A 23,512-nucleotide genomic window follows, 5' to 3' on the forward strand; every position below is an offset into this window, starting at 1 on the left:
TAATAAGACGATAAAAAAATCAGCGTCACAAAGCCTCAGCCTGTAAAACAGACTGTGAATATTCAGTTTTGGGGTAAGCCGGGCAGGTGTTGCCTGCCCGGATACCAAACCGGAGTTTGGCAGAGGGAAGCTGAGCTACAGCTTCTTAATGCAGGCTGTAACCAGATCCCGCTGCAGTAACTGCAGCTTGTTGCACTACTTAGATCTTACCAACCAGATCCAGTGATGGAGCCAGAGTAGCTTCACCCGGTGTCCACTTAGCTGGGCATACTTCGCCATCGTGGTTAGCAACATACTGTGCAGCCTGTACTTTACGGAACAGTTCTGCAGCTGAGCGGCCGATACCTAAGTCGTGAATTTCAGCAACTTTGATTTCGCCTTCAGGGTTAATTACGAAAGTACCACGTAGTGCTAAACCTTCTTCTTCGATCATTACACCGAAATTACGGGTGATAGCGCCAGTTGGGTCGCCAATCATCGGGTAAGTGATTTTCTTGATGGTTTCAGACGCATCGTGCCATGCTTTGTGCGTGAAGTGGGTGTCAGTAGATACTGAATACACTTCAACACCGATTTCCTGGAACTTAGCGTAGAAATCAGCCAGGTCGCCTAATTCAGTCGGGCATACGAATGTGAAGTCAGCCGGGTAAAATACCACTACTGACCATTTGCCTGCTAAGTCTTGCTCAGTAACTGGTACGAATTTACCCTGATAGAATGCAGTAGCTTTAAACGGCTTGATTTTAGTGTTGATAATAGAAGACATAGTCTTACTCCTTTAGGTTGGTTCACAGGTAATGTTTCAACTGCAGCCAGTGTACCGTGCTGCAATCAGTTGTCAAAACGAATAAAACAAATTAATTTAATCGTTTTTTTTGATGTAAAATATTTTTTGCCGCTTGTTCAGCCTACGCTTAGCTACACTATGGCATTGTGCTTTAGCCACAAAACGCATCAGGAGCCTGTTATGTTTACTAAGCATTTTATCTGTACTGTTGCAGCTTGCTGTCTGCTGCTGTTAGTTACCGCCTGCCAGCAATTAAGCTTACCGCAAGGCCAATACCAGCAATTAAACAACGACACTACTCTCAAACCGCTGCGCCTTAGCCTACAGGACAACCGCCTGACAGGTTTTACCGGTTGCAACAACATGATTGGCAATTACAGCATAGATGAGGGCAGTTTGGTGGTTTCTCAACTGGCCAGTACTATGATGGCATGTTCAGAACCTATAATGCAGCGTGAACAAGCGTTCAGCACTTTTTTGCAAAGCAAACCCAAAGTAATGTTTAACAATAATGTGATGACATTACGTAAAGATGACGCTGAATATCAGTTTGAATTGTTGTGAATATAAAGCTGCATTAAACGCTGATACTCGCCGTTGGCATACAGCTCGTCTAGGGCGAGCTGTAATTTTTCGACCGTTTCGTTTGGTACCGCCAGGTTCAGTGCTAAATAATTAGCCCCTACTACAGATAAATCCAGCACCGGCTCAATGCTGTCCAGGGTTTCGTTGTATTTTGCCAGCCACACCGGCAAAATAAGCTCAGAGCCAATCAGTAAATCCACTTTGCCTTGCAAAAATAAACCTACAGCATCTGCCTTGGCGGTAAGCCCAAGCAAATTAACGCCATGCTCAAAGCCCTGGCTTTGTAAATACAGTTCATACACATCGCCGCGCGCAACCGCCACCACATAACGTTTTGCTTCTTCCAGCGTTGCGGGGTTAATATCAGGCCGGCTTTTTAACCGGTACATATTGGCATGCGAATGCGCCAACGGCCCAACCCATTTAAACAGCGGCTCGCGCAATGCGTTACGCGAGGTAGAGTACACGGCCGCTGCCGGCTCTTTTTGTGCCGCGTCATAAGCACGCAGCCAGGGGTAAAGTAAGAAATTACAATTTAAGCCTGCTTTTTCGCAGCTCAGCCTTACCAGTTCGGTGTTAATGCCGGTAACAGTGTCACTGGCCAGATAGCTGTAAGGCGGGAAATGCTCAGTGTAAATGGTCAGTTGGCCACTCACCGGCGCAGCAGCAGTTAAAAAGACGGACATGATAACAACCAAGCCTGACCAGATTTTCCGCATACCCTACTTCTGCCTTAGTAACACTACTGATCGTGACTATGGCAGAGACTGAACAAAAGTAACATTAGTTTTTTTGCCGCGGCCGCGGTTAAATACCATCACCATCTACGTGCAGGCCGCACTCACGGCCAAAGCTGTTAAAGCGGGTGTCTTCTTCGCTCATCCCCAGCTCCAGCTTTTGCGTGGAGTGAGTATCGCCTACAGAGACATAACCCTGCTCCCACAACGGGTGGTAGCTTAAGCCGTGTTCTTTTAAGTAATAAAACACATCTTTATTACTCCAGTCGATGATCGGCTGAATTTTCACTACGCCGCGGCTGATCTCAACAATAGCTTTATCGGCACGGCTGCTGCTTTGGCTGCGACGCAGGCCGGTAAACCAACTGCCTACGTTCAGTTCCCGCAATGCACGTTGCATCGGCTCTACTTTATTCAGTTGGTTGTACTGCTTAATGCCCTCAGCGCTTTGCCATAATTTACCAAAGCGTGCTTCCTGCCAGGCCGGGCTTAACTGTGCCCGGTATACTTTCAGGTTCAGCTTAAGTTGCTCAGTAAGCTGGTCAATAAACTGATAGGTTTCCGGGAACAAATAACCGGTATCGGTTAATACCACCGGGATATCCGGCTGTTGCTGTGTTACCAGATGCAACATTACCGCCGCCTGAATACCAAAGCTGGAGCTAAGCATCGGGTTTTGCGGCAGGTTATGCAGCGCCCAGCGCACCCGCTCTGCCGCGCTTAGCGGCGTCAGCAAATGGTTAATCTCAGCCAGCCAGGCCTGCTGTGTAGCATCATCCTGCTGCAGAATAGCGCTGTAATCTGTGTGTTGTGACTTAGCTATGGAAGTCATCTTTTGGCACCACTACCGGTGCTATTACACCGGCCCTTATCACGAAATCACCAAAGCCTTCGCTGCTGTTGCTGCGCTCAGTGGCCCAGCGGCCAATTAAGCCATCCAGGGTAGCTAAAATTTCAGCTTCGCCAACGTTATCCAGCAGCAGGCGCGGAATACGGGTACCTTCACGGTTACCGCCCAGATACAGGTTATATTTGCCCGGGCCACGGCCGACCAGGCCAACTTCGGCCAGCATGGCGCGACCACAGCCGTTCGGGCAGCCGGTAACGCGCAGTACTATATGCTCATCAGCAACACTGTGTTTGCCCAGTAAGATTTCCACTTTAGTGACCAATTCCGGCAAATAGCGTTCGGCTTCGGCCATCGCCAGCGGGCAGGTTGGGAACGATACACAGGCCATCGAGTTTTTACGCTGTTCACTGTGGCCATCGTCAATTAAGCCGTGGGCCCGGGCAATAGCTTCAATTTCGGCTTTTTGCGCCGCCGGCACCCCGGCAATAATCAGGTTTTGGTTGGCGGTCATACGCAAATCACCCTGATGAATAGCAGCAATTTTTGCTAAGCCGGTTTTCAGCGGTTTGCCCGGGAAATCCAGCACGCGACCGTTTTCAATAAACAGTGTTAAGTGATGTTTGCCGTCGATACCCTCTACCCAGCCGATACGATCGCCGCGGCTGGTAAAGCTGTATGGCACCACTGGTGCAAAGGCCACGCCGGTGCGCGCTTCAACTTCGGCGCGAAACGCCTCCAGGCCGATGCGGTCAATGGTGTATTTGGTTTTGGCATTTTTGCGGTTTGAACGGTTGCCGTAATCGCGCTGTACCGTTACTACATGCTCAGCCACTTTTAACGTGTGTTCCAGTGCAACGTAGCCCAGGTCATCAGCCATGCGCGGGTAAGTGGCCTCATCACCAAACGTCATGGCTAAACCACCACCTACCAGCACATTAAAGCCTACCAATTGGCCGTGTTCGGCTACGGCAACGAAGGTTAAATCGTTGGCGTGTACGTCGATATCGTTGTGCGGCGGAATAACTACCGCTGTTTTAAACTTACGCGGCAGGTAGCTGTCACCGAGGATTGGCTCTACTTCGGTGGTTTCCACCTTTTCTTCATCCAGCCAGATCTCAGCGTAGGCGCGGGTTTTTGGCAGCAAATGCTCACTGATTTTCGCCGCCCACTGGTACGCCTGCTGGTGCAGCTCTGACTCTACCGGGTTCGAGGTACACAATACATTGCGGTTAACGTCGCCGGCGGTGGCGATTGAATCAATGCCAATACTGTTTAAAAACTGATGCATCGGCTTAATATGCGGCTTTAACACGCCGTGAAACTGAAAGGTTTGCCGCGTGGTTAAACGGATACTGCCGTACATAGTGTTGTCGGCAGCAAATTTATCAATCGCCAGCCACTGCTGCGGTGTAATAATGCCGCCCGGCATCCGGGCGCGCAGCATCACGTTGTGCAGCGGCTCCAGTTTTTGCGCGGTGCGTTCGGCGCGGATATCACGATCATCCTGCTGATACATGCCGTGAAAGCGGATCAGCATAAAGTTATCGCCGTTAAAACCACCGGTGATCTCATCTTTCAGATCGCTTTCAATAGAGCCGCGCAAATGCTGGCTTTCTGCTTTTAAGCGCTCGTTATCAGACAGTGCACCCGGTGCCACTAAATCTGGATTAATTGGATACTGGCTCATTAATACACATCCTTCTGATAACGTTTTGCGACACGTAATTCGTCTAAGTAAGCTTGCGCTTGTTCCGCGGTTTTACCGCCATATTGTTGCACTATATCCAGTAAGGCCTGTTGCACATCTTTCGCCATCCGGTTGGCGTCACCGCAAATATACAGGTGGGCGCCGTCCTCAAGCCATTGCCATACGTCGCTGCCGTGTTGGCGCAGTTTGTCCTGTACATACACTTTAGCAGCCTGATCGCGGCTAAAGGCCACATCCAGCTTAGTTAGCAGGCCGCGCTTGAGGTAATTTTGCAGCTCCAGCTGGTATAAAAAGTCCTGGGTAAAATGCGGGTTACCGAAAAATAACCAGTTTTTGCCCGCTGCGCTGTTGGCATCACGCTGTTGCAAAAAGGCGCGAAACGGCGCTATGCCAGTGCCAGGGCCAATCATAATTACCGGCGTATCGTCATTGGCCGGCAAACGGAAGTTGTTGTTGTGCTCTACAAACACCTTTAGCGTAGCGCCCTCAGCCAAACGTTCTGCCAAAAAGCCGGAGGCACCACCCAAATGCGGCTGGCCGTAAGCGTCGTAACGCACCACGCCCACCGTTAAATGTACTTCGTCTTCCACTTCTGCCTGCGATGAGGCAATAGAGTATAACCGCGGCTGTTGCTTACGCAGTGCATCCACCAATTGTTGCGCACTAAGCAAACCCGGGTAGTCACGTACGATATCAATAATCTGCCGCTCGCTAATATAAGCGCGCAGCGCGGCTTTATCGGCGGCCAGCGCGGTTAAGGCTGCGTTGTTAGTGGCTGCAGCGTATTTCTCGACAAAGGCCGGATACGACTGCGTCAGTTCCAGTTGTTCGGTCAGTGCCTGCTCTACAGTCAGTTTGTCATCAGACAGCGTAACCGGTGTATCTCGCGCTATGGCGGTTAACAGCAGCAGTTCGCGCACTAACTCCGGATCATTGCTGAAGTACACGCCCAGTGCATCGCCCGGCTGGTAAGTTAAACCACTGCCGGCCAATGAGATTTCGATATGGCGCACATCTTTGGTGGAGTCGCGGCCGGTAATTTTCTGGTTAGTGTACAACTCGGCAGCAAAGGGTTGCTGCTTGCTGTATTGGCTAACACTACCGGCTGTAGCATCACTACCGGGCCAGGCAATAACCTGTGCTGACGGGGCGGCAGAGGCTTTAAGCTCAGGCTCCAGCTTAGTAACCAGCTCGTTGCTCCAGCTGTCGGCCTGTGCCTGGTAATCGACATCTAAATCAATGCGTGGCAGTACTGATGTCGCGCCCAGCTCGGCTAAGCGCTGATCAAAGTCTTGCGCCGTTTTACAGAAAAACTCATAGCTGGTATCACCCAGCCCCAGCACGGCATATTTTAACCCGGCTAATTTCGGCGCTTTTTTGCTGAATAAAAAGTTATGCAGGCCAATGGCATTTTCCGGTGGCTCACCTTCACCGTAAGTGGAGGTAACAATAACCAGATATTGCTCGTTCTTTAGCTGAGTGGTTTTGTATTCGGCCATATCAACCACTTTGGCCACTATGCCTTTACCCTGGGCTTGTTTAGCTAAGGCTTCTGCCAGATGCCGCGCATTGCCGGTTTGCGAGCCAAATAAAATGGTCAGGCTGGCACTGGCAGCGGCCTGTGCAGTTGCTGGCTGTCCTGAGAGTTGCCCGGCAAGCTGAGCGCTGGCCGCCAGATAACCGCTCACCCAGGCTTGCTGAATAGGGTTTAACTGACTGACTAAGCCCTGCAGCTGGCTTACCTGCTGCTCGGACAACGGACTGGCCTGCGCCACTAAAGAAGATAAAAGCATAAAACACCCTGCACACGATAATTACAGCTATTTTAGCCGTCTATATGTATGCCGGTAAAAGAATGGATCTCTCTTCTTTATTCCAATAAGTAATTAAAAACCACCGTTTGGCTATACCACAGCGCTGATAAACACACCAAAAAATAGTGAAAAGCACTAAGTACGAAAAAATATTTATCGCCAGCATTCAAACTTTTCTATAAATAACATCGACTTAAATATTGGCATTAACTTTGTAATAGCTCTGGCGTAATTAATAGCGGCTAACGGCCAAAAGGATAACGAAAATGAAAAGCTTACTTATCGCCAGCAGTTTTGTATTAACCAGTATCAGCACTGCCGTGATGGCACACGACGAGCACAGCTGTAATATCAATTTTGATAAAGACTTATCTATTAACAGCCAACTGGTCAGCATGAAAGATGGCAGCACTGAATTGTGGCGCATTAATAACAGCGGTCAGCTGTGGCTGGATGGTAAAGCGGTTACTACCGACAGCAATACCCAGGCATTGCTGCGCGAGTATCAGGCTGGCATCCGCACACAAACACTGGAAACCGTGGCACTGGTAGAAGATGCGCTGGTGCTGGCTGCTGATGCCGTGGACTCTGTGCTAACCGAACTAACCGGTGACTCGCTGCAACAGCATCCGGCGCTGCAAACCGCGCTGGACAAAATTAAAACCAGCACCGAGAGCATCGTGGTGCGCAGCGGCGATAACATCGACATTTACGGCAGCCGTTTTGACAACCTGGATGACGCCTTTGGTGCCGAGTTTGAACAGGCGATTGAAGAAGCCGTTACTAACTCGATGGGCAGTATTTTAATGCTTGTGGGTAAGGCCATGACGAGCGGCGAAGGCAACTTTGAGCAGCGCATGCAAGCCTTTGGCGAACGCATGGAACGCTTTGGTGAAGATTTAGAAGCACGGATGGATATTAAAGCCCAGGCGCTGGAACAACGTGGCGATGCAATGTGTAGCAACCTGCAAGCTTTGGATACGCTGGAAAGCCAAATTCAACAGGCAATACCGCAAATGCAGCAATACGATTTAATTGAGGTAAACAGCAATAACAGCACTGCGTTTTATTTGTTCAACTGATACTCATATTCAACTGACAAAAAGGTTTCGTGTACCCTCCCAACCACGACTTTGGCGCGCTGCTCTCATCCTGACAGCGCGTCTTTTTTTGCCTGCCGCCGTTACTGCTCCGACTGGTTATCCGCGCCACTTCAGGTTAGCCTGTAGCGATACATCCAAGGAGTAACCAATGACCATTCAACGTATTTTACCTGCCAGCCGCTATTCTGAAGCTGTAATTGTTAACAGTTTAATTTTTTGTGCCGGTATGGTGCCATCTACCACCAGCAGCAATGCCACCTTACAAACTGAAGACGTGCTGGCACAAATTGATGCGTTGTTAGCTCAGTGCGGCAGCGATAAAACTAAACTGGTTGACGCCACTATTTACTTGGCCGATATGGCCGACTATGCAGCAATGAACCTGGCCTGGGATAACTGGGTAGCACCGGGCCAAGCTCCGGCCCGCGCCACCGTTGAAGCTAAACTGGCCGACCCGGGCTGGAAAATTGAAATTAAAATTATCGCCGCGCAGTAAACCCGGCTTAACGCTGTGTCTGCATCTGTTGTTTTAATGCCGCTAATTTTTCGCTCTGGCCAAATACTGCGGCAAATTCTTCCACTGTTTTCATATTTTGCTGCCCGGCTTGGTTGTCGCAGTCTATGCGGTATAAAGTGCGGGCAATGCTCCACTCAGCTTTTACAATAGCGCCCATCATCGCTGTGTGGTCGCGTTTATCGCGGATACAGGCGTCAGCACCGTAAGATAGCAATAGCTCCACTGCCTGGGCATGACCGTAGTAAGTGGCTGTCATCAGCGCGGTATAGCTGTCGCTGTTTTGCAGGTTTACCGGAAACCCGGCGGCTAAAAATTCGCTTAACACTTCACTGTTACCACTGCGGGCAGCGGCAAAAAAATAGTCGGTCAATTGTTGCTGTGCTGGGGTCTGGTCAGGTATGTCATTGCTGCTGGCCTGAGCAGTATTAATGCCCGCTGACAGCAACAGGCACAGGCTTAGTATTAATGTCAGTGTTCTCATAACCTGGTCTCAGTGTTTAAGTATTTGTTTGTATAAGTGCCTGCAAAGCTCACCCAAGTGCAGGAAGGGTTGATTGAGCTTTGCAGGGCTTTAACGCTTATTCAGTACCAATAGCGCTGCACCGCTATTGGCCGTGGCAATATTGCCGGGCTGGGTTACAGCTGTGCCGCCAATTGTTTTACCGTGGCTAAATCACCTTTTACCGCTTTGGTAATACGGCTGCCGTAATCGGCATCAGCTTTGTAGAAGTAAGACAACATGGCGTGCTTGGTGGCACTGTCTGTTACCTGGCCTAAGTCGGCTGCCAGGTTACGGATCAGGTTATCTTTTTCCTTTTTGCTGTAAGCGCGGTACAAGGCTCCGGCCTGACTAAAGTTGTCGGTTTTATCTATGGTTTGCTGCTGTACCGTACCGTTTAACGCTGTGGTAACAGCCCGCGCTGTAGTTAACGCGCCTTTAGGCTCAACCCGGCTTGGTTCATAATTTACATTCGATTTAGTGTTACCGCTGTTGGCCGCACCGTCCTGATTATTGCTATTTACCGCAACCAATGGCCGGTTAATAGGCAGTTGCTGGTGGTTGGCGCCTAAACGGTATAACTGGGTATCGCTGTAAGAAAAAATACGCCCCTGTAATAAGCGATCTTCTGACGGCTCTATACCCGGCACCAGGTTGCCCGGCGCAAAAGCGGCTTGCTCGGTTTCCTGGAAGAAGTTATCCGGCATCCGGTTTAATGTCATGGTGCCCACTTTTACTTCAGGTACATCCGGCCATATTTTGGTAGCATCCAGCGGGTTGTAGCTAAAGCTGTTCAACTGTGCCGGAGTAATAGTTTGGATATAAAGATCCCATTTGGGCAAATCACCGGCATTAATCGCCGCATATAAATCGCGGGTTAGGTGGTTAAAATCGCTGCTTTGCACCTTAGCGGCTTCGTCCAGGCTTAGGCCTTTAACGCCCTGCTGGCTGCGCCAGTTAAATTTCACATAGCGCACTTCGCCGGCTTCATTAACAAACTTGTAGGCGTGCACACCAAAACCGTCCATCTGGCGGTAACTGGCCGGAATACCAATATCGTGATACAGCTGAGTTAACATGTGGGTGGCGGTGCCGTCATGCGAGAAAAAATCGAAGAACCGGTTAGGGTCCTGCATATTATTCACCGGCGAGGGTTTTAGTGAGTGCACCATATCGGGAAACTTAATCGCATCGCGGATAAAAAACACCGGCAGGTTATTACCCACTAAGTCCCAGTTACCCTGATCGGTGTAAAACTTTACCGCAAAACCGCGCGGATCACGCAGTGTTTCCGGGCTGTGGTTACCATGAATTACGGTAGAAAACCGCACAAACACCGGCGTGGTTTTACCGGCAGCGGCAAACAGCGATGCAACGGTTTGATCAGATAAATCGGCACTGGCAACAAATTCGCCGTGGGCACCGGTGCCACGGGCATGCACTACCCGCTCTGGAATACGCTCACGGGCAAAACGTTGTAACTTCTGAATTAAATGCACATCTTGCAGCAAAGTGCTGCCATTTGGCCCGGCTGTGATAGAGTTCTGGTTATCGCCTACCGGCGCGCCGTTGTCTTTAGTCAGTGTACCCGCTGCCTGCACTCCCAGCGACAAACCGATAGCCATTACTATTATTGATCGTTTAAACATAGCTATTACCTTTTAAATGTTGTCTATCCCTTCCTGCAGGTTAAAGAGTAGTAGCTAATTGAAAATGTAAAAAATGATTAAATTAAATTAACTCAATCTATTTTTATGATTAGAGAAGGTAATTAGTATAGGCTGCAAAGTGGTTAAATTAACGATTTAGTCACCGATCTCAGCAAGCGCCTTGGATAACGAAAATATAACGATATGATTTAACAGCACTTATCTAGTGGCACTAATACTGCATTAAGCTAGCGGGAGTATTGTGGTAATACTGACAATAATGCACAGCACAGGAAGCACGCTATGGCGCTATTTATAACAACCTTACAACATTGTGGTTTATATGCCGGTTTTGAACTACGCCGCCTGTGGCTTACCCGCCGCGGCCTGATGACATTAGCCGCCACCGCGGTGTTGTGGTTTTTTCTGCTGCGCTATGCCATAGCCCCCGCCAGCGATCTGATTGCCAGCGAAGGCTTTCAGCAAATGTTTCGCGATGCTTTTGGCGCCTTTGGTTTAAGCCAGTTATTTGCCTGGCCAGCGCCAGAGCTGGCAATTTACTGGATCCTGAGTTTAATGCTGCTGCCGCTGCTGTGTTTATTTTTTACTGCTAACCAGCTGTGTAGTGATTTGCAGCGCGGCACCCTGCGCTTGCTGGCACTGCGCAGCAGCCGGTTAAGCATAGTACTGGGCCGTTTTAGTGGCCAGATGCTGGTGCAAAGCTGCTTAATTTTGCTGTCACTGGTGGCTACCCTATCGCTGGCGGCCTGGCGTGAGGGCGGTTTAACCCTGGCTATGCTAAATGCCGCCGCTGTTATTGCTGTTAATTTGTTGCTGGTGTTACTGCCTTTTACGGCATTAATGAGCTGTTTTTCTGCCATGGTGCGCTCATCCCGCCTTGCGGTAAGCCTGGCCATTGTTAGCCTGGGGCTGGTGTTTGTGCTGCTTAGCTCCTTTGTTTTCTACTTTCCTGACTTCTTGTTTTTGCTCGGTTATATGCCCGGCACCCAGGTAATGCAGTTACTGCCGATGCAAGGCTGGCAAACACTGCAATATGCCTTGTTGCCGCTGCTACAAACTCTGGTATTACTCAGCGGCGCCACGTTGCTGTTAACAAGGAAAGCCCTATGAACGCTATTATTCAGTGCCAGCAACTGGCAAAGCGCTTTGGCAGCAAAACCGTGCTGCAGCAACTTAGTTTTGAATTACAGCAGGGCGATGTAGCCGCGCTTATTGGCCCCAACGGCGCCGGTAAAACCACTTTATTCAGCATTTTATGTGGTTATTTGCGCCCGGACAGCGGCAATGCCAGCATTTTTGGCCATAAAGCCGGAAGCAGTGCCCTGTTTGGTAAGGTTGCCGCCCTGCCACAAGATGCCCAGTTTGACCCGGCCTTCAGCATTGGCGAACAACTGGATTTTTACGGCCGCTTACAAGGCCTGAGCAGCAAAGCCGCGCGTGAAGAAAGCAAACGGGTGCTGGCACTGGTAGACCTGACAGAGCAACTGCAGCATAAAGCCGGCGCGCTAAGCCATGGTATGCGTAAAAGGGCGGCTATTGCCCAGGCGTTTATTGGCACACCCCGGCTAGTGCTGCTGGACGAGCCCACCGCCGGGCTGGACCCGGTAAACGCGCTACATATCCGCCAGTTGATCAGCCGCTTAAGTGGTGAAGTTAGCTTTATGATCAGCTCACATAATATTTTTGAGCTGGAGCAACTGTGCAATAAAGTGCTGTACCTGGAAAACGGCCAGCTAAAACAACACAGCAGCAGCGACACCACCACACAGCAGTTGCAATACCTTACACTGCAGTTAGAGCAGGACAATAGCGAGGCCATCAGCGCGGCACTGCGCCAACTGCCCGGCCTGATTGATCTGCACTGTGCCCAGCGCAGAGAGCTGGTACTGAGCTATAACCCGCAGCACAACGCCGATTTTGACCTGGCCGTGCTGCAATGCTTAGCTGCCAACGGCTGGCGCTACCGTAACCTGACCAAAGGCCAGACCCTGGAGCAAAAGCTGTTTAATCCGGCATAGCCGCTTACTCACCTCATGTTACCCATTTCTTGCTGGCACCGGGCTGTATTGCTTTGGTGCCAGCGGCGTAAAATGCTGTTACAAAGCAATTACGTATTAGATTGACCGCTTTGTATACCTTACGTTACTGTGCAGCATAACAATTGTTACGGAGCAAAATAAGTGAACATCGCTACCATCTGGATCATTGTTGGTATAGTGCTGATCCTGTCTGAACTTATGGCCACCAGCATAGTGGCGGTATTTTTCGGCATTGCCGCCATTATTGTCGGTTTATTGCTGAACTTCGGCCTGATCGAAAGCTACAGCGTGCAGTATTTACTGTTTGGCGTGTTATCGCTGGTATTGTTATTTACTGCCCGTGGCCGCTGTAAACGCTGGTTTGTTGGCTATACCGCCGACAGCACAGAACAACCATCCAGGCTGGCCGATGATATTGGCCGTCGCGTTATTGTACACAGTGATTTTCACCAGGGCGCCGGGCGCGTGGTGTTAAACGGCGTGCAGTGGGATGCTGAATCTGCCGATGCGCTAAAAGCCGGTGATGTTGCCTTTGTGGTAGCCAATCACGGTATCAAGCTGGTGGTGTCTGCCGCCAAATCTGACTAATTTTTCAGTCATAGCTAACCATCTGTTTAAGGAGTAAATCTGATGGAAACAATAGATATAAACACTATTTTAATGGCCGGCTTCGCCCTGGCTGTTGTTATTACCATTGCCAAAAGTGCCCGCGTGGTGCCGCAAAAAAGCAACTTTGTGATAGAGCGCCTCGGTAAATACTCGCGCACGCTGGATTCCGGCTTTCATATCCTGATCCCTTTTGTTGATAAAGTGGCCTATATCCACAGTTTAAAAGAAGAAGTGATCGACGTAGAACGGCAAACCTGTGTTACCCGCGACAATATTCAGGTGGGCATTAACGGCGTACTGTATTTGCAGGTGGTAGACCCGCACAAAGCCAGTTACGGTATTAACGATTACCGCTACGCCGCCTCCCAGCTGGCACAAACCACAATGCGCTCTGTTATCGGCCAGACTGACTTAGATAAAACCTTTGAAGAGCGCGCCAAAATTAACGAAGAAGTAGTAAAAGCACTGGACGAAGCGGCATCGCCATGGGGCATTAAGGTGCTACGTTATGAAATTTCTGATATTGAACTGCCGCTAAGCATTAAAGATGCGTTAGAGCAGCAAATGCGCGCCGAGCGTGAGCGCCGCGCTGCTATTGCCAAATCTGAAGGTGAGCGCCAGGCCATGATTAACGTGTCTGAAGGCCAAAAGCAGGAAGTAATCAACCTGTCTGAAGGTGACAAGATGCGCCAGATTAACGAAGCCGAAGGCCGCGCTAAAGAAATTGAGCTTATCGCCATCGCTACCGCCGAAGGTATCCGCCAGATTGCCGAAGCTATTAACCATCCGGGTGGTTCAGAAGCGGTAAGCCTGCGCGTAGCCGAGCAATATGTAAAAGAGTTCGGTAACCTGGCCAAAGCCAACAATACCATGATAGTACCCGCCGAGCTGGCCAATATCGGCGGCGCCGTAGCCGGTTTAACCGAAATTTTAAAAATCGCCCAGCCGAAGAAGTAATGCTAACGTAGGGTAATAGCCAAAAGGAAAATAACATGGCGACACAACAAGCGTTTAACGAAGCACTGTTGAAACTGGCAATTATGATGTATCGCATAGACGGTAAAATTCGTCTGAATGAGCAGGAGCTGGTTGACGAAATAGCCGATAACTTAAGCTGGGATGGTGTTAACAGCATTACCGCTGTACAAAGCCAGGCCATGGCTGATGTGCGCGAAGCTATTCGTGCTGATAAAACCGAAGTTTATCTGGCAGGGCTGAAAGACGCGCTGATGTTCGATAAACAAAAAGCGCTGGATACCGCTAAGCAGATTATGCAAAGCGATGGCGAAGAAGCCCAGAAAGAACGCCGCTTGTACGACTACCTGCGCCAGCAACTACTGGTGTAATTAGCTGGAAAAATGGTGCAATATCAGCCTGATATTGCACTTTAGGCTTACTGCTGATCAGACGATGGCAGCTCTTTGGTGTCAAACTGCTGGGTTTTCTCGGCCAGTAAAGCGGCGAGTTGCTGTTCCAGCTTTTCTACTTTCTCACGGGTGCGCAGTAATACCTGGCGCTGTACGTCAAACTCCTCGCGGCTGACAAAATCCAGATCGGCCAGTTTGCTTTGCAGTACCTGCTTTACCTTGGTTTCAACGTCGTCGGCAAACTGGCGTAGCTGTGGTGGAATGGCGTTGCCGATTTGCTTGGCAATATCTTCAATTTTTTTCGGGTCTATCATGCTGATCTCCTGTATCGCATCAGTAGCTTGCGACATTATGCTGAACCGTAAGCCTTATTCTACAGGCCAAAACCGTAATCACGCATGCTATTTAGCGGCAAATTTCGTTACAATGCCAGCCTTAGTGTAAGGGTGAGTGAATGAAGTTAAATCCGCAACAAAATGCTGCCGTTAAATTTATCTCCGGGCCCTGCCTGGTGCTGGCCGGTGCCGGCAGTGGTAAAACCCGGGTAATTATTAATAAAATTGCCTACCTGATCCAGGAATGCGACATGCCGGCCCGGCACATAGCAGCGGTTACCTTTACCAATAAAGCCGCCCGCGAAATGCGTGAGCGTATTAACCATCAGCTACCCAAAACCGCCACCCGCGGCCTGACCATTTCTACCTTTCACACCCTTGGGCTGGAAATTCTGAAAAAGGAATACCGCCATATTGGCTATAAAGCCAACTTTACCCTGTTTGATGATCAGGACAGTATGGCGTTATTAAAGGAATTGAGCGAAAACGATATTCAGGGCGATAAAGACTTACTGCGCGCACTGCAAAGCCGCATTAGTAGCTGGAAAAACGAACTGACGCTGCCAGCCAAAGCTATAGCTGAAGCACAGGATGCGCAAAGCATCAGCTTTGCGAATTATTACCAGCACTACACCCAGCAGCTAACTGCCTATAACGCGCTGGATTTTGACGATTTAATTTTAATGCCTACTTTGCTGTTTCAACATAATACTGAGGTACGGCAAAAGTGGCAGCAAAAAATTCAGTACCTGCTGGTAGATGAATATCAGGATACCAATACCAGCCAGTACCAACTGGTGAAATGGCTGGTGGGCGAGCGCCAGCGCTTTACTGTGGTGGGCGATGATGACCAGTCTATTTATTCCTGGCGCGGTGCGCGGCCACAGAATCTGGTGCTGTTAAAAACGGATTTCCCAAATTTAAATGTGATTAAGCTGGAGCAAAATTACCGCTCGGCCGAGCGTATTTTAAAAGCCGCCAATATTTTAATTGCTAACAACCCGCATGAGTTTGAAAAACAGCTGTTTAGCGAAAACGGTTATGGTGTGCCGCTAAAAGTGATCCCTTGCAAGCACGAGGAAGATGAAGCAGAAAAAGTGGTGGCCGAAATTATTTCGCACCGCTTTATTAACCGCAGCCATTACCGCGATTATGCCTTATTGTACCGCGGTAACCATCAGTCGCGTTTATTTGAAAAAGCGCTGATGACCAACCGCATTCCCTACAAAATCTCCGGTGGTACCTCGTTTTTTTCGCGCAGTGAAATTAAAGATGTGATGGCGTATTTGCGCTTGATAGTAAACCAGGACGACGATAACGCCCTGCTACGCATTATTAATGTGCCACGGCGCGAAATTGGCGCGGCTACCTTGCAGCATATTGGTAATCTGGCGAACCAGAAGCAAGTTAGTTTATTTGAGGCCTGCTGCGACAGTGAGTTGTCGATGCATTTATCGGCCCGCGCCCACAATGCGGTGAAACAATTTGCCCAGTGGATTGTTGGCATTGCCGACAATGTGCAGCGCGCCGATCCGGCTGAAGCGATACGCGATTTAATTCGCCAAAGCCATTATGAAGCCTGGCTGTTTGAAACCAGCACCAGTGCCAAAGCGGCCGAAATGGCGCTGAAAAACGTTAATGAGCTGTACCGCTGGATCAGCGAAATGCTGCAGGGCAAAGATGATGACGAGCCGATGACATTGCCCGAGGTGGTTACCCGCTTAACACTGCGCGATATGATGGAGCGCCAGGAGCAGGAGGATAACGCCGATCAGGTTCAGCTGCTTACGCTGCATGCGTCTAAAGGGTTAGAGTTTCCTTATGTGTTTATGGTAGGCATGGAAGAGGGCATTTTGCCGCACCAGGTCAGCATAGATGAAGATAACGTTGAAGAAGAACGCCGGCTGGCTTATGTCGGTATTACCCGCGCCCAGCGCGAGCTGATTTTTACCTACGCCAAAGAGCGGCGCCAGTTTGGCGAAGTGGTGCGGCCCGAACCCAGCCGGTTTTTGTATGAATTACCGCAGGACGATTTAGAGTGGCAAAGCGCCGCGCCGGTAAAAACGGCTGAGCAGCGCCAGCAAACCGGCCAGGCGCATATTGAACGCTTACGCCAAATGCTGAAGAACAATTGACGGTGTAGTACTTAGCTCTTGGGCCGACAGCAGTTCGGCGACATATTTGCCTTGCATAAAGCAGCAGCCCTCGGCCAGCAGCAGGTTTAATAAATCAGCGTTATCAACCCCATCGGCCAGTAAGCGGAATTTATAACTCAGCGCCAGCGACTGCAGCATTTGTAGTAACTGGCGTTTTTGCTCACTGCGTACCAGCTGGCGGCAAAAAGCGGCGTCCAGTTTGACAAAATCAAACTGCTGCTGCAGCAATAAACTCAGCGGCGCCATGCCGGCAGCAAAGTTATGCAGCGCCAGGCGCACACCCAGCTGTTTTAACTGCTGCAAATTATGCTGCACTGTATTATTACCACTTTGCAGCAAATCACTCTCTGAAAATGCCAGACATAGCCGGTGTATCTCAGTTACCTCTGCCAGCCGTTTTTTTAACGCTTCATATAAATCATTTTGCTGTAAATGCTGCACACTAAGACGCACGGTCAGTAAACCTGCACTGGTATCACTTAGCATTAACTGACGGCAAGCCTGTTGCAGCAACAGTTGTTCAATTTGCGGCAAAATGCCCACCTGGGCCGCATGCTGGCAAAAATTATACTGGGTGCCCAGTTGTGGATGCTGCCACTGCGCATGTAACTCGTAGCCCATTAAATTACGCGCCTGGCCACAAAGCACCGGCTCGTACACGGCAGTAAATTGCTGTTGCTCTAAAGCCTGCATCATTACCTGCTCGGTGCTCAGGGCCTGCAGCATTTGCTCGCGCATGGTTTCATTAAAAATGACAAAGCGGTTACGCCCCATTGACTTGGCCTGATACATGGCGGCATCGGCGTCCCGCAGTAAGGCTTCAGCTTTACTGTGCTCATGGCTAAAATGGGCAATACCAACACTGGCGCCAGAGTGCACCTGCTGACCCTGCAGTAAAAACGGCTGGCGTATCATCTCAATAATACGCTCGGCGACTTCTTCAGCATCCACTTCATCGGCCAGACTGGTGAGCAGCACCACAAATTCATCCCCCCCCAGGCGCGCCACCATATCATGCTCGCGTACTGTGGTTTGCAGGCGCTTACTTACCTCCACCAGAAATGCATCACCAATATGATGCCCCAGGGTGTCGTTAATCAGTTTAAAACGGTCCAGGTCGATAAACAGCAGGGCTATTTTCAGCTGCGACTGGCGTTTACTCAGCGCAAACTGCTGCTTTAACTGTTGCAGAAACATCTGCCGGTTGGCCAGCCCGGTTAAGGCATCATGGTTGGCTTCATAAAACAGTTTTTGCTCAGCTTTTTTCCGCTCTTCTACCTGCAGCCGTAAAAACAGATTGGTTTGGCGCAGCTCGCGGGTACTTTCAAATACTTTGCGCTCCAGCTCTTCCTGATGGCGCTTTTGCTGCTCAGTCGTTTGCTTACGGTGAATAGCCACCGCTATATGCTGCGATACAAAACGCAGAATATTCAGCTCAGCCTCTGAATAACAATAACTTTTTTCGTAAGACTGCAGTGCAATAACACCAATAACCTGCTTATCCAGCATCAGCGGCGCCCCAAGCCAGCTGGTAGAATAGCGCACAGCAGAGGCCAGATCGCTGATGCCGCGGCATATTTCACCGCTGGCAACCAGTTTTGCGGCGGTATCAGCGTTAATCAGCTTTACGTCGGCACAACGTATTACATATTCAGTAAAACCGCGGCTTAACGGCCGCTCACGCGCCGGGGGTGAATATTGGTCAATATAAAACGGGAAAGTCAGCTTGGTTTTATCGCTGTTAAGCAAAGCAATATAACAGTTGTCTGCATGCATCAAACCAGACAACACCTGATGCACCGAACGATAAAAGCTGCTCATATCGCTGCTGCTGGCGGTGAGTTCTGAAATACGGTACAGCGCCACCTGCAGCTGTTCAGCACTGGTGCGTTCTTTTATTTCTTTTTGCAATGACTGATTAATGCTTTGCAATTGCTGTGTGCGCTGGCGCACGGTGTCTTCGAGCAATTCGCGGCTTTTTACTCTGTCCAGCGCAGTAATAGTGTGGCCACCAATATTGCTGAACAATGCCAGATCGGCCTCGGTATATAAATGCTCAGCGTTATATGACTGAATAGCCATGACACCAATAACCTGCTCGCCCCGACACAAAGGTATACCCAGCCAGTGCGCGCAAGGTGAACCCTGCGCCTGAATATGGCCGTTAAGCACCAGTTGCTCAAACTGCTCACTGTCGCACATCAGCGCCTTGCCGCTGCGGGCAACATAACCGGTTAAACCGGTTGAAAAAGCACTTGAAGGCACCTGTGCAATAAGCTGCTGATCTTTTTCATCAGAAAAATACTGTGGGGAATACTGCTCGGTTGCGTTGTTATAAAACACTACGTAGAAATTTTCAGCGTGCAGCAGTTCAGATACCATCTTGTGAATAGCCGGATAAAACTCCCGCATATCACTGATAGTACTGGCTAGTTCAGATAGCTGCAGCAATGCGCCCTGAATGACATAGGCTTGTTTATAGCGCTGCGCCAGTAATGTAAGGCGCCGCAACCTGATTTCAGCCTGACGTAAACGCTTATTCAGTTTAGTTGATCCCTTCAACGCTGATACGATTCTTATATGGCCAGTCGCCGCTGGCCAACTTTATTTTTGACCGACTCATTATGCACAAAGTTTAACCACATGGAAGAGCCGGACCGGCACTAATTAACAATTGCTTAGGCTAATTTATTTTCTGTGCGGATAAAAACAACTAAGGCCGCATTAAGCGGCCTTAGTGTGACAATATAATGTCATACGCCGTCGGTCATAAACTTAATGGCGGCGGCAATTTCATCATCCGAACAATCGGCACAGGTACCACGAGCCGGCATATTGCGAATACCTTCAATGGCATGCTTCAGCATAACATCGAAGCCTTGATCCATACGCGATTTCCAAGCGGCATCATCTTTTTTCGGTGCATCTAGGGCGCCGGTGCCATGACAGGCAAAACAGGCAGTCTGGTATACTTTTTCACCACTACGCGGGCCAGATGGGCCAGCGTCAGAAGCAGCTGCAGCTCCGGCTACATAAACCTGACCAACAGGAGCAAGACGTTTAGCCAGCGCTTCTTTATCCGCATCCGAACTGGCATTGACACTCACTGTTGTTAACAACAAGGCGAAAGCGAGAGTTAATTTTTTCATCTACTTGGTTCCTGTGGTAAAAGCCGCACAAAATTTGAGGCATTATAGCCCCCAAGCCACAGCAAGGGGAAGCCCCAACAATAGCCGCGGTTATAAATGCATAATAAAGTACGACGTTATTACCAGCCTGAAGCTAAATCTGCAACAGATATTAGCCGCTCTGCTATATGCTTTTTTGTTCCTTACACAAGTTCTTTTAAAGCTAAATTATTTAATGTTTTTGCTTTGAATCCATCAAGTTTGTGGTAGTCTAGTCGGCCGGTAATTTACGATTTCTTCTGCAGTTTTGTGAAGTACCTGATTAACATGGAAAAGCTTTTCCACAAAATAAAAATTAGAAAATAGTAATATGGGCGCTGCGACAAACCCCAATTTCTCTTTATAAAACAAAGCATTAAAACACAAGAAAACTATGTCTTACTAAACGCCATGGTTCGTTCAGCTATGTTTTGCACAAAGTTATCCACAGCTTATCATCCGGAACAACACCGCCGTATTACTGGCAGCACTGCACGCGCTGTGGCATGCTATAGCTTTATTTCTGCAGGATATTACTACCCATGGTTTCTATCTCCGGCACTCCACTGATCCTGGTCGATGGCTCGTCTTATTTGTTCCGTGCTTATCATTCACCACCTCATTTAACTAATTCGCGTGGCGAAGCTACCGGCGCCATTTATGGTGTGGTTAATATGCTAAAAAGTTTACTGCGCCAGTATCAGCCAACACAAATGGCTGTGATATTTGACGCTAAAGGCCCCACTTTCCGTAACGACATGTACAGTGAATACAAAGCCAACCGCCCCCCTATGCCGGATGATCTGCGCAGCCAGATCGAACCGTTACACCGCATTATAGAAGCCATGGGGTTACCGCTGTTGTGTGTCAGTGGTGTAGAAGCTGACGATGTGATTGGTACTCTGGCGCGCCAAGCCAGCGCACAAGGCCGGCATACGCTGATTTCTACCGGCGATAAAGATATGGCACAGCTGGTAGATGAGCATGTCACATTAATTAATACCATGACCAACACCCTGCTCGACCCGCAGGGTGTAACAGATAAGTTTGGCGTGGGCCCTGAGCTGATTATCGATTATCTGGCGCTGATGGGCGACAAAGTAGACAACATTCCGGGCTTACCGGGTGTAGGTGAAAAAACCGCCGCAGCATTATTGCAGGGGCTGGGCTCTATTGCGCAGATTTATCAGCAGTTAGATAAGGTGCCAACACTGAGTTTTCGCGGCGCAAAAACCATGGTGGCAAAGCTGGAAGAGTTTCGTGCCCAGCTGGAGTTATCTTATCAGTTAGCAACAATAAAAACCGATGTCGACCTGCCTTATCAGCTGACAGACCTAATGATTAAAACGGCAAACAACGGGCAACTGGCCGAGTTATACAAGCAGTGCGAATTTCGCCGCTGGTTAAGTGAAGTATTAGACAATGAACCAGCAGCGGCCAAGCCGCAAACCGGCGCAGCACAAGCGGATATGTTTGCCAGCAGCGATGAGACTGACAGCCCCCCAGACGAAGGTAACCCGGCGCCTGATACCTACCTTACTGTACTGGATGAAGCAGCTTTTAATAGTATGCTGCAACAACTGAACCGTTGCGAACTGGCTGCTTTTGATACTGAAACCACCAGCCTGGATTATATGCAGGCTGAGCTGGTTGGTTTGTCTGTTGCCACCGCTGCAGGCGACGCCTGGTATGTGCCGGTAGCACATGATTATATTGGTGCGCCAGAGCAACTAAAGCGCGACTGGGTACTGGCGCAGCTTAAACCCTGGCTGGAAGATAACAGCAAAGCCAAAGTAGGTCAGAACCTGAAATATGATCAAAGTGTACTGGCGCGTTACGACATTAGGCTAAAAGGTGTGCGCTTTGATACGATGCTGGAATCTTATGTGCTTAACTCAGTGGCCTCGCGCCATGATATGGATAGCCTGGCACTGAAGTATTTAGGCCGTAAAACCATCAGCTTTGAAGACATTGCCGGCAAAGGCGCGAAACAGCTGACGTTTAACCAGATAGAACTGGAAAAAGCGGCCCGGTATGCCGCAGAAGACGCCGACATTACCCTGCAACTGCACCAGACACTTTGGCCACAACTACAGCAGGATGCCGGCTTAGTTACCGTGTTGCAGGATATTGAAATGCCGCTGGTAGATATTTTATCGCGGATTGAACGCCATGGCGTACTGATAGACAGTAAGTTGCTGGCGATACAAAGTGAGCAACTGGCCAGCCGTATTGCCGAACTGGAACAACTGGCGTATGAGCAGGCGGGTAAACCTTTTAACCTAGCATCCCCCAAACAGTTGCAGGAAATTCTGTTTGAGCAGATGAAGCTGCCAGTACTTAAAAAAACACCGACCGGCACCCCCTCTACCGCTGAAGACGTATTGGCAGAACTGGCGCTGGAATATGAATTTCCCAAGCTGATTACCGAGCACAGGGGCTTAAGTAAGCTTAAATCCACTTATACTGACAAACTACCGAAAATGCAGAACCCGGTAACAGGCAGGGTACATACCTCCTATCACCAGGCAGTTGCCGCAACCGGCCGTTTAAGCTCAACCGATCCCAATCTGCAGAATATCCCTATCCGCACTGAAGAAGGCCGGCGTATCCGGCAGGCGTTTATTGCCCCTAAAGGCAAAAAAATCGTCGCGGTGGATTACTCTCAAATTGAACTGCGCATTATGGCGCATTTGTCACAGGATCAGGCGCTGCTGGACGCTTTTGCCCAGGGCCGTGATATTCATCGTGCTACGGCAGCAGAAGTTTTTGGCGTTAAACTGGACGATGTCACCTCAGATCAGCGCCGCAGTGCCAAAGCCGTTAACTTTGGCCTGATTTACGGCATGTCGGCATTTGGTTTAGCCAAACAGCTTGGCGTCAGCCGCTCAGAAGCACAGCAGTACGTTGACCGTTACTTTGAGCGCTTTCCCGGTGTACTTAACTATATGGAGCGTACCCGCAAGCAAGCGCATGAACAGGGTTATGTTGAAACCTTGTTTGGCCGGCGTTTATATCTGCCTGAGATCAATGCCCAGAATATGGCCCGGCGTAAAGGCGCAGAACGTGCAGCAATTAACGCCCCCATGCAGGGCACTGCTGCCGACATTATAAAAAAAGCCATGATAGTTGTAGATAACTGGCTGCAACAGCAAAAACAGCCAGCTGCTACCATGATTATGCAGGTACACGATGAGTTGGTATTTGAAGTAGATGCCGATAAAGTCGGCCAGATAAAGCAGCAGTTAGTTGAGCTGATGGCAACGGCTGCAACGCTGGATGTGCCGCTGCTGGCGGAGGCAGGTGACGGTGATAATTGGGATGAAGCACATTAATATTGAACTAACTGCGCAGACGTCAGTCTGACGTTATAGTTAAGTTATTCATCTCTCCTGTGTACACTTTTCAGCCCCGCTACCCAGCGGGGCTTTTTTTATGTTCAACACTGCACAAAAAAGTAATTAAATTACCAAAAATAGTAATAAGAACGAAAAATCAGCAGTTTTTGTAGTTTTATTACAAAAAGAACTTGCATTATCAGGCGGGCTGGTTAAAATTTGACGCGTAGG

At 49.4% G+C, this 23,512-nt stretch carries 20 protein-coding genes; 10 read left to right on the forward strand and 10 right to left on the reverse strand.

Annotated features, from left to right (window positions below; translation table 11 throughout):
* Positions 1-199: 199 nt before the first annotated feature.
* The gene (gene ahpC, locus BLW68_RS03670) at positions 200-766 is read right to left on the reverse strand and encodes an alkyl hydroperoxide reductase subunit C (protein WP_092790333.1); all 567 of its coding nucleotides are present in this window, start codon (positions 764-766) and stop codon (positions 200-202) included.
* A 201-nt stretch (positions 767-967) separates the two neighbouring features.
* Between ahpC and BLW68_RS03675 the strand changes: the two genes are divergently transcribed.
* Entirely contained in the window at positions 968-1,351 is a 384-nt protein-coding gene (locus tag BLW68_RS03675; RefSeq protein WP_177172145.1) for an META domain-containing protein, read from the forward strand.
* Here BLW68_RS03675 and BLW68_RS03680 read toward each other — a convergent pair.
* The 4 genes from BLW68_RS03680 to BLW68_RS03695 all read right to left on the reverse strand — a co-directional run bounded on the left by BLW68_RS03680 (position 1,333) and on the right by BLW68_RS03695 (position 6,460).
* Positions 1,333-2,058, reverse strand: a complete 726-nt coding sequence (locus BLW68_RS03680; RefSeq protein ID WP_218141291.1) for a substrate-binding periplasmic protein — start codon at positions 2,056-2,058, stop codon at positions 1,333-1,335. The genes BLW68_RS03675 and BLW68_RS03680 overlap by 19 nt on opposite strands.
* Positions 2,059-2,179: 121 nt before the next feature.
* Positions 2,180-2,941 (reverse strand): phosphoadenylyl-sulfate reductase, encoded by a 762-nt coding sequence (locus BLW68_RS03685; RefSeq protein WP_177172147.1) that lies wholly within the window; start codon positions 2,939-2,941, stop codon positions 2,180-2,182.
* Positions 2,925-4,646: an assimilatory sulfite reductase (NADPH) hemoprotein subunit gene (gene cysI / locus BLW68_RS03690; protein WP_092790337.1), complete on the reverse strand. Its 1,722-nt coding sequence runs from the start codon at positions 4,644-4,646 to the stop codon at positions 2,925-2,927. The genes BLW68_RS03685 and cysI overlap by 17 nt, the downstream gene beginning before the upstream one ends.
* On the reverse strand, positions 4,646-6,460 hold the full coding sequence (locus BLW68_RS03695; protein ID WP_092790339.1) for an assimilatory sulfite reductase (NADPH) flavoprotein subunit: 1,815 nt from the start codon (positions 6,458-6,460) through the stop codon (positions 4,646-4,648). The genes cysI and BLW68_RS03695 overlap by 1 nt, the downstream gene beginning before the upstream one ends.
* Before the next feature lie 287 nt (positions 6,461-6,747).
* On the opposite strand from BLW68_RS03695, the gene BLW68_RS03700 reads away from it, so the two are divergent.
* Positions 6,748-7,563, forward strand: coding sequence for a YggN family protein (locus BLW68_RS03700; protein ID WP_092790341.1), 816 nt, complete (start codon positions 6,748-6,750; stop codon positions 7,561-7,563).
* A gap of 169 nt (positions 7,564-7,732) precedes the next feature.
* Positions 7,733-8,080, forward strand: a complete 348-nt coding sequence (locus BLW68_RS03705) for a RidA family protein (RefSeq protein ID WP_092790343.1) — start codon at positions 7,733-7,735, stop codon at positions 8,078-8,080.
* Positions 8,081-8,087: 7 nt separating this feature from the next.
* Here the strand turns inward: BLW68_RS03705 and BLW68_RS03710 are convergent, their stop codons facing one another.
* On the reverse strand, positions 8,088-8,582 hold the full coding sequence (locus BLW68_RS03710) for an ankyrin repeat domain-containing protein (protein ID WP_092790345.1): 495 nt from the start codon (positions 8,580-8,582) through the stop codon (positions 8,088-8,090).
* 155 nt (positions 8,583-8,737) lie between these two features.
* Positions 8,738-10,249, reverse strand: a complete 1,512-nt coding sequence (locus BLW68_RS03715; protein ID WP_092790347.1) for a catalase — start codon at positions 10,247-10,249, stop codon at positions 8,738-8,740.
* Positions 10,250-10,552: 303 nt separating this feature from the next.
* On the opposite strand from BLW68_RS03715, the gene BLW68_RS03720 reads away from it, so the two are divergent.
* The 5 genes from BLW68_RS03720 to BLW68_RS03740 all read left to right on the forward strand — a co-directional run bounded on the left by BLW68_RS03720 (position 10,553) and on the right by BLW68_RS03740 (position 14,264).
* Positions 10,553-11,380, forward strand: coding sequence for an ABC transporter permease subunit (locus BLW68_RS03720; RefSeq protein WP_092790349.1), 828 nt, complete (start codon positions 10,553-10,555; stop codon positions 11,378-11,380).
* Entirely contained in the window at positions 11,377-12,288 is a 912-nt protein-coding gene (locus tag BLW68_RS03725) for an ABC transporter ATP-binding protein (protein WP_092790351.1), read from the forward strand. The genes BLW68_RS03720 and BLW68_RS03725 overlap by 4 nt, the downstream gene beginning before the upstream one ends.
* A gap of 162 nt (positions 12,289-12,450) precedes the next feature.
* The gene (locus tag BLW68_RS03730) at positions 12,451-12,897 is read left to right on the forward strand and encodes an NfeD family protein (protein ID WP_092790352.1); all 447 of its coding nucleotides are present in this window, start codon (positions 12,451-12,453) and stop codon (positions 12,895-12,897) included.
* A 42-nt stretch (positions 12,898-12,939) separates the two neighbouring features.
* Positions 12,940-13,875 (forward strand): SPFH domain-containing protein, encoded by a 936-nt coding sequence (locus BLW68_RS03735; RefSeq protein WP_092790354.1) that lies wholly within the window; start codon positions 12,940-12,942, stop codon positions 13,873-13,875.
* A gap of 35 nt (positions 13,876-13,910) precedes the next feature.
* Positions 13,911-14,264, forward strand: a complete 354-nt coding sequence (locus BLW68_RS03740; RefSeq protein WP_092790356.1) for a hypothetical protein — start codon at positions 13,911-13,913, stop codon at positions 14,262-14,264.
* Between the two features lie 47 nt (positions 14,265-14,311).
* Here the strand turns inward: BLW68_RS03740 and ubiK are convergent, their stop codons facing one another.
* The gene (gene ubiK / locus BLW68_RS03745) at positions 14,312-14,635 is read right to left on the reverse strand and encodes a ubiquinone biosynthesis accessory factor UbiK (RefSeq protein WP_342741233.1); all 324 of its coding nucleotides are present in this window, start codon (positions 14,633-14,635) and stop codon (positions 14,312-14,314) included.
* Positions 14,636-14,739: 104 nt separating this feature from the next.
* On the opposite strand from ubiK, the gene rep reads away from it, so the two are divergent.
* Entirely contained in the window at positions 14,740-16,755 is a 2,016-nt protein-coding gene (rep, locus tag BLW68_RS03750; protein ID WP_092790360.1) for a DNA helicase Rep, read from the forward strand.
* On the opposite strand, the gene BLW68_RS03755 is transcribed toward rep, so the two are convergent.
* Positions 16,729-19,338, reverse strand: a complete 2,610-nt coding sequence (locus BLW68_RS03755; protein WP_092790362.1) for a bifunctional diguanylate cyclase/phosphodiesterase — start codon at positions 19,336-19,338, stop codon at positions 16,729-16,731. The two genes, rep and BLW68_RS03755, sit on opposite strands and share 27 nt — an antisense overlap.
* 191 nt (positions 19,339-19,529) lie before the next feature.
* Entirely contained in the window at positions 19,530-19,925 is a 396-nt protein-coding gene (locus BLW68_RS03760; RefSeq protein ID WP_092790364.1) for a c-type cytochrome, read from the reverse strand.
* A 560-nt stretch (positions 19,926-20,485) separates the two neighbouring features.
* Between BLW68_RS03760 and polA the strand changes: the two genes are divergently transcribed.
* On the forward strand, positions 20,486-23,278 hold the full coding sequence (polA, locus tag BLW68_RS03765; RefSeq protein WP_092790366.1) for a DNA polymerase I: 2,793 nt from the start codon (positions 20,486-20,488) through the stop codon (positions 23,276-23,278).
* Positions 23,279-23,512: the final 234 nt, after the last annotated feature.

The organism is Rheinheimera pacifica (assembly GCF_900108485.1).
In the GTDB taxonomy this organism is placed as follows: Bacteria; Pseudomonadota; Gammaproteobacteria; order Enterobacterales; family Alteromonadaceae; genus Alishewanella; species Alishewanella pacifica.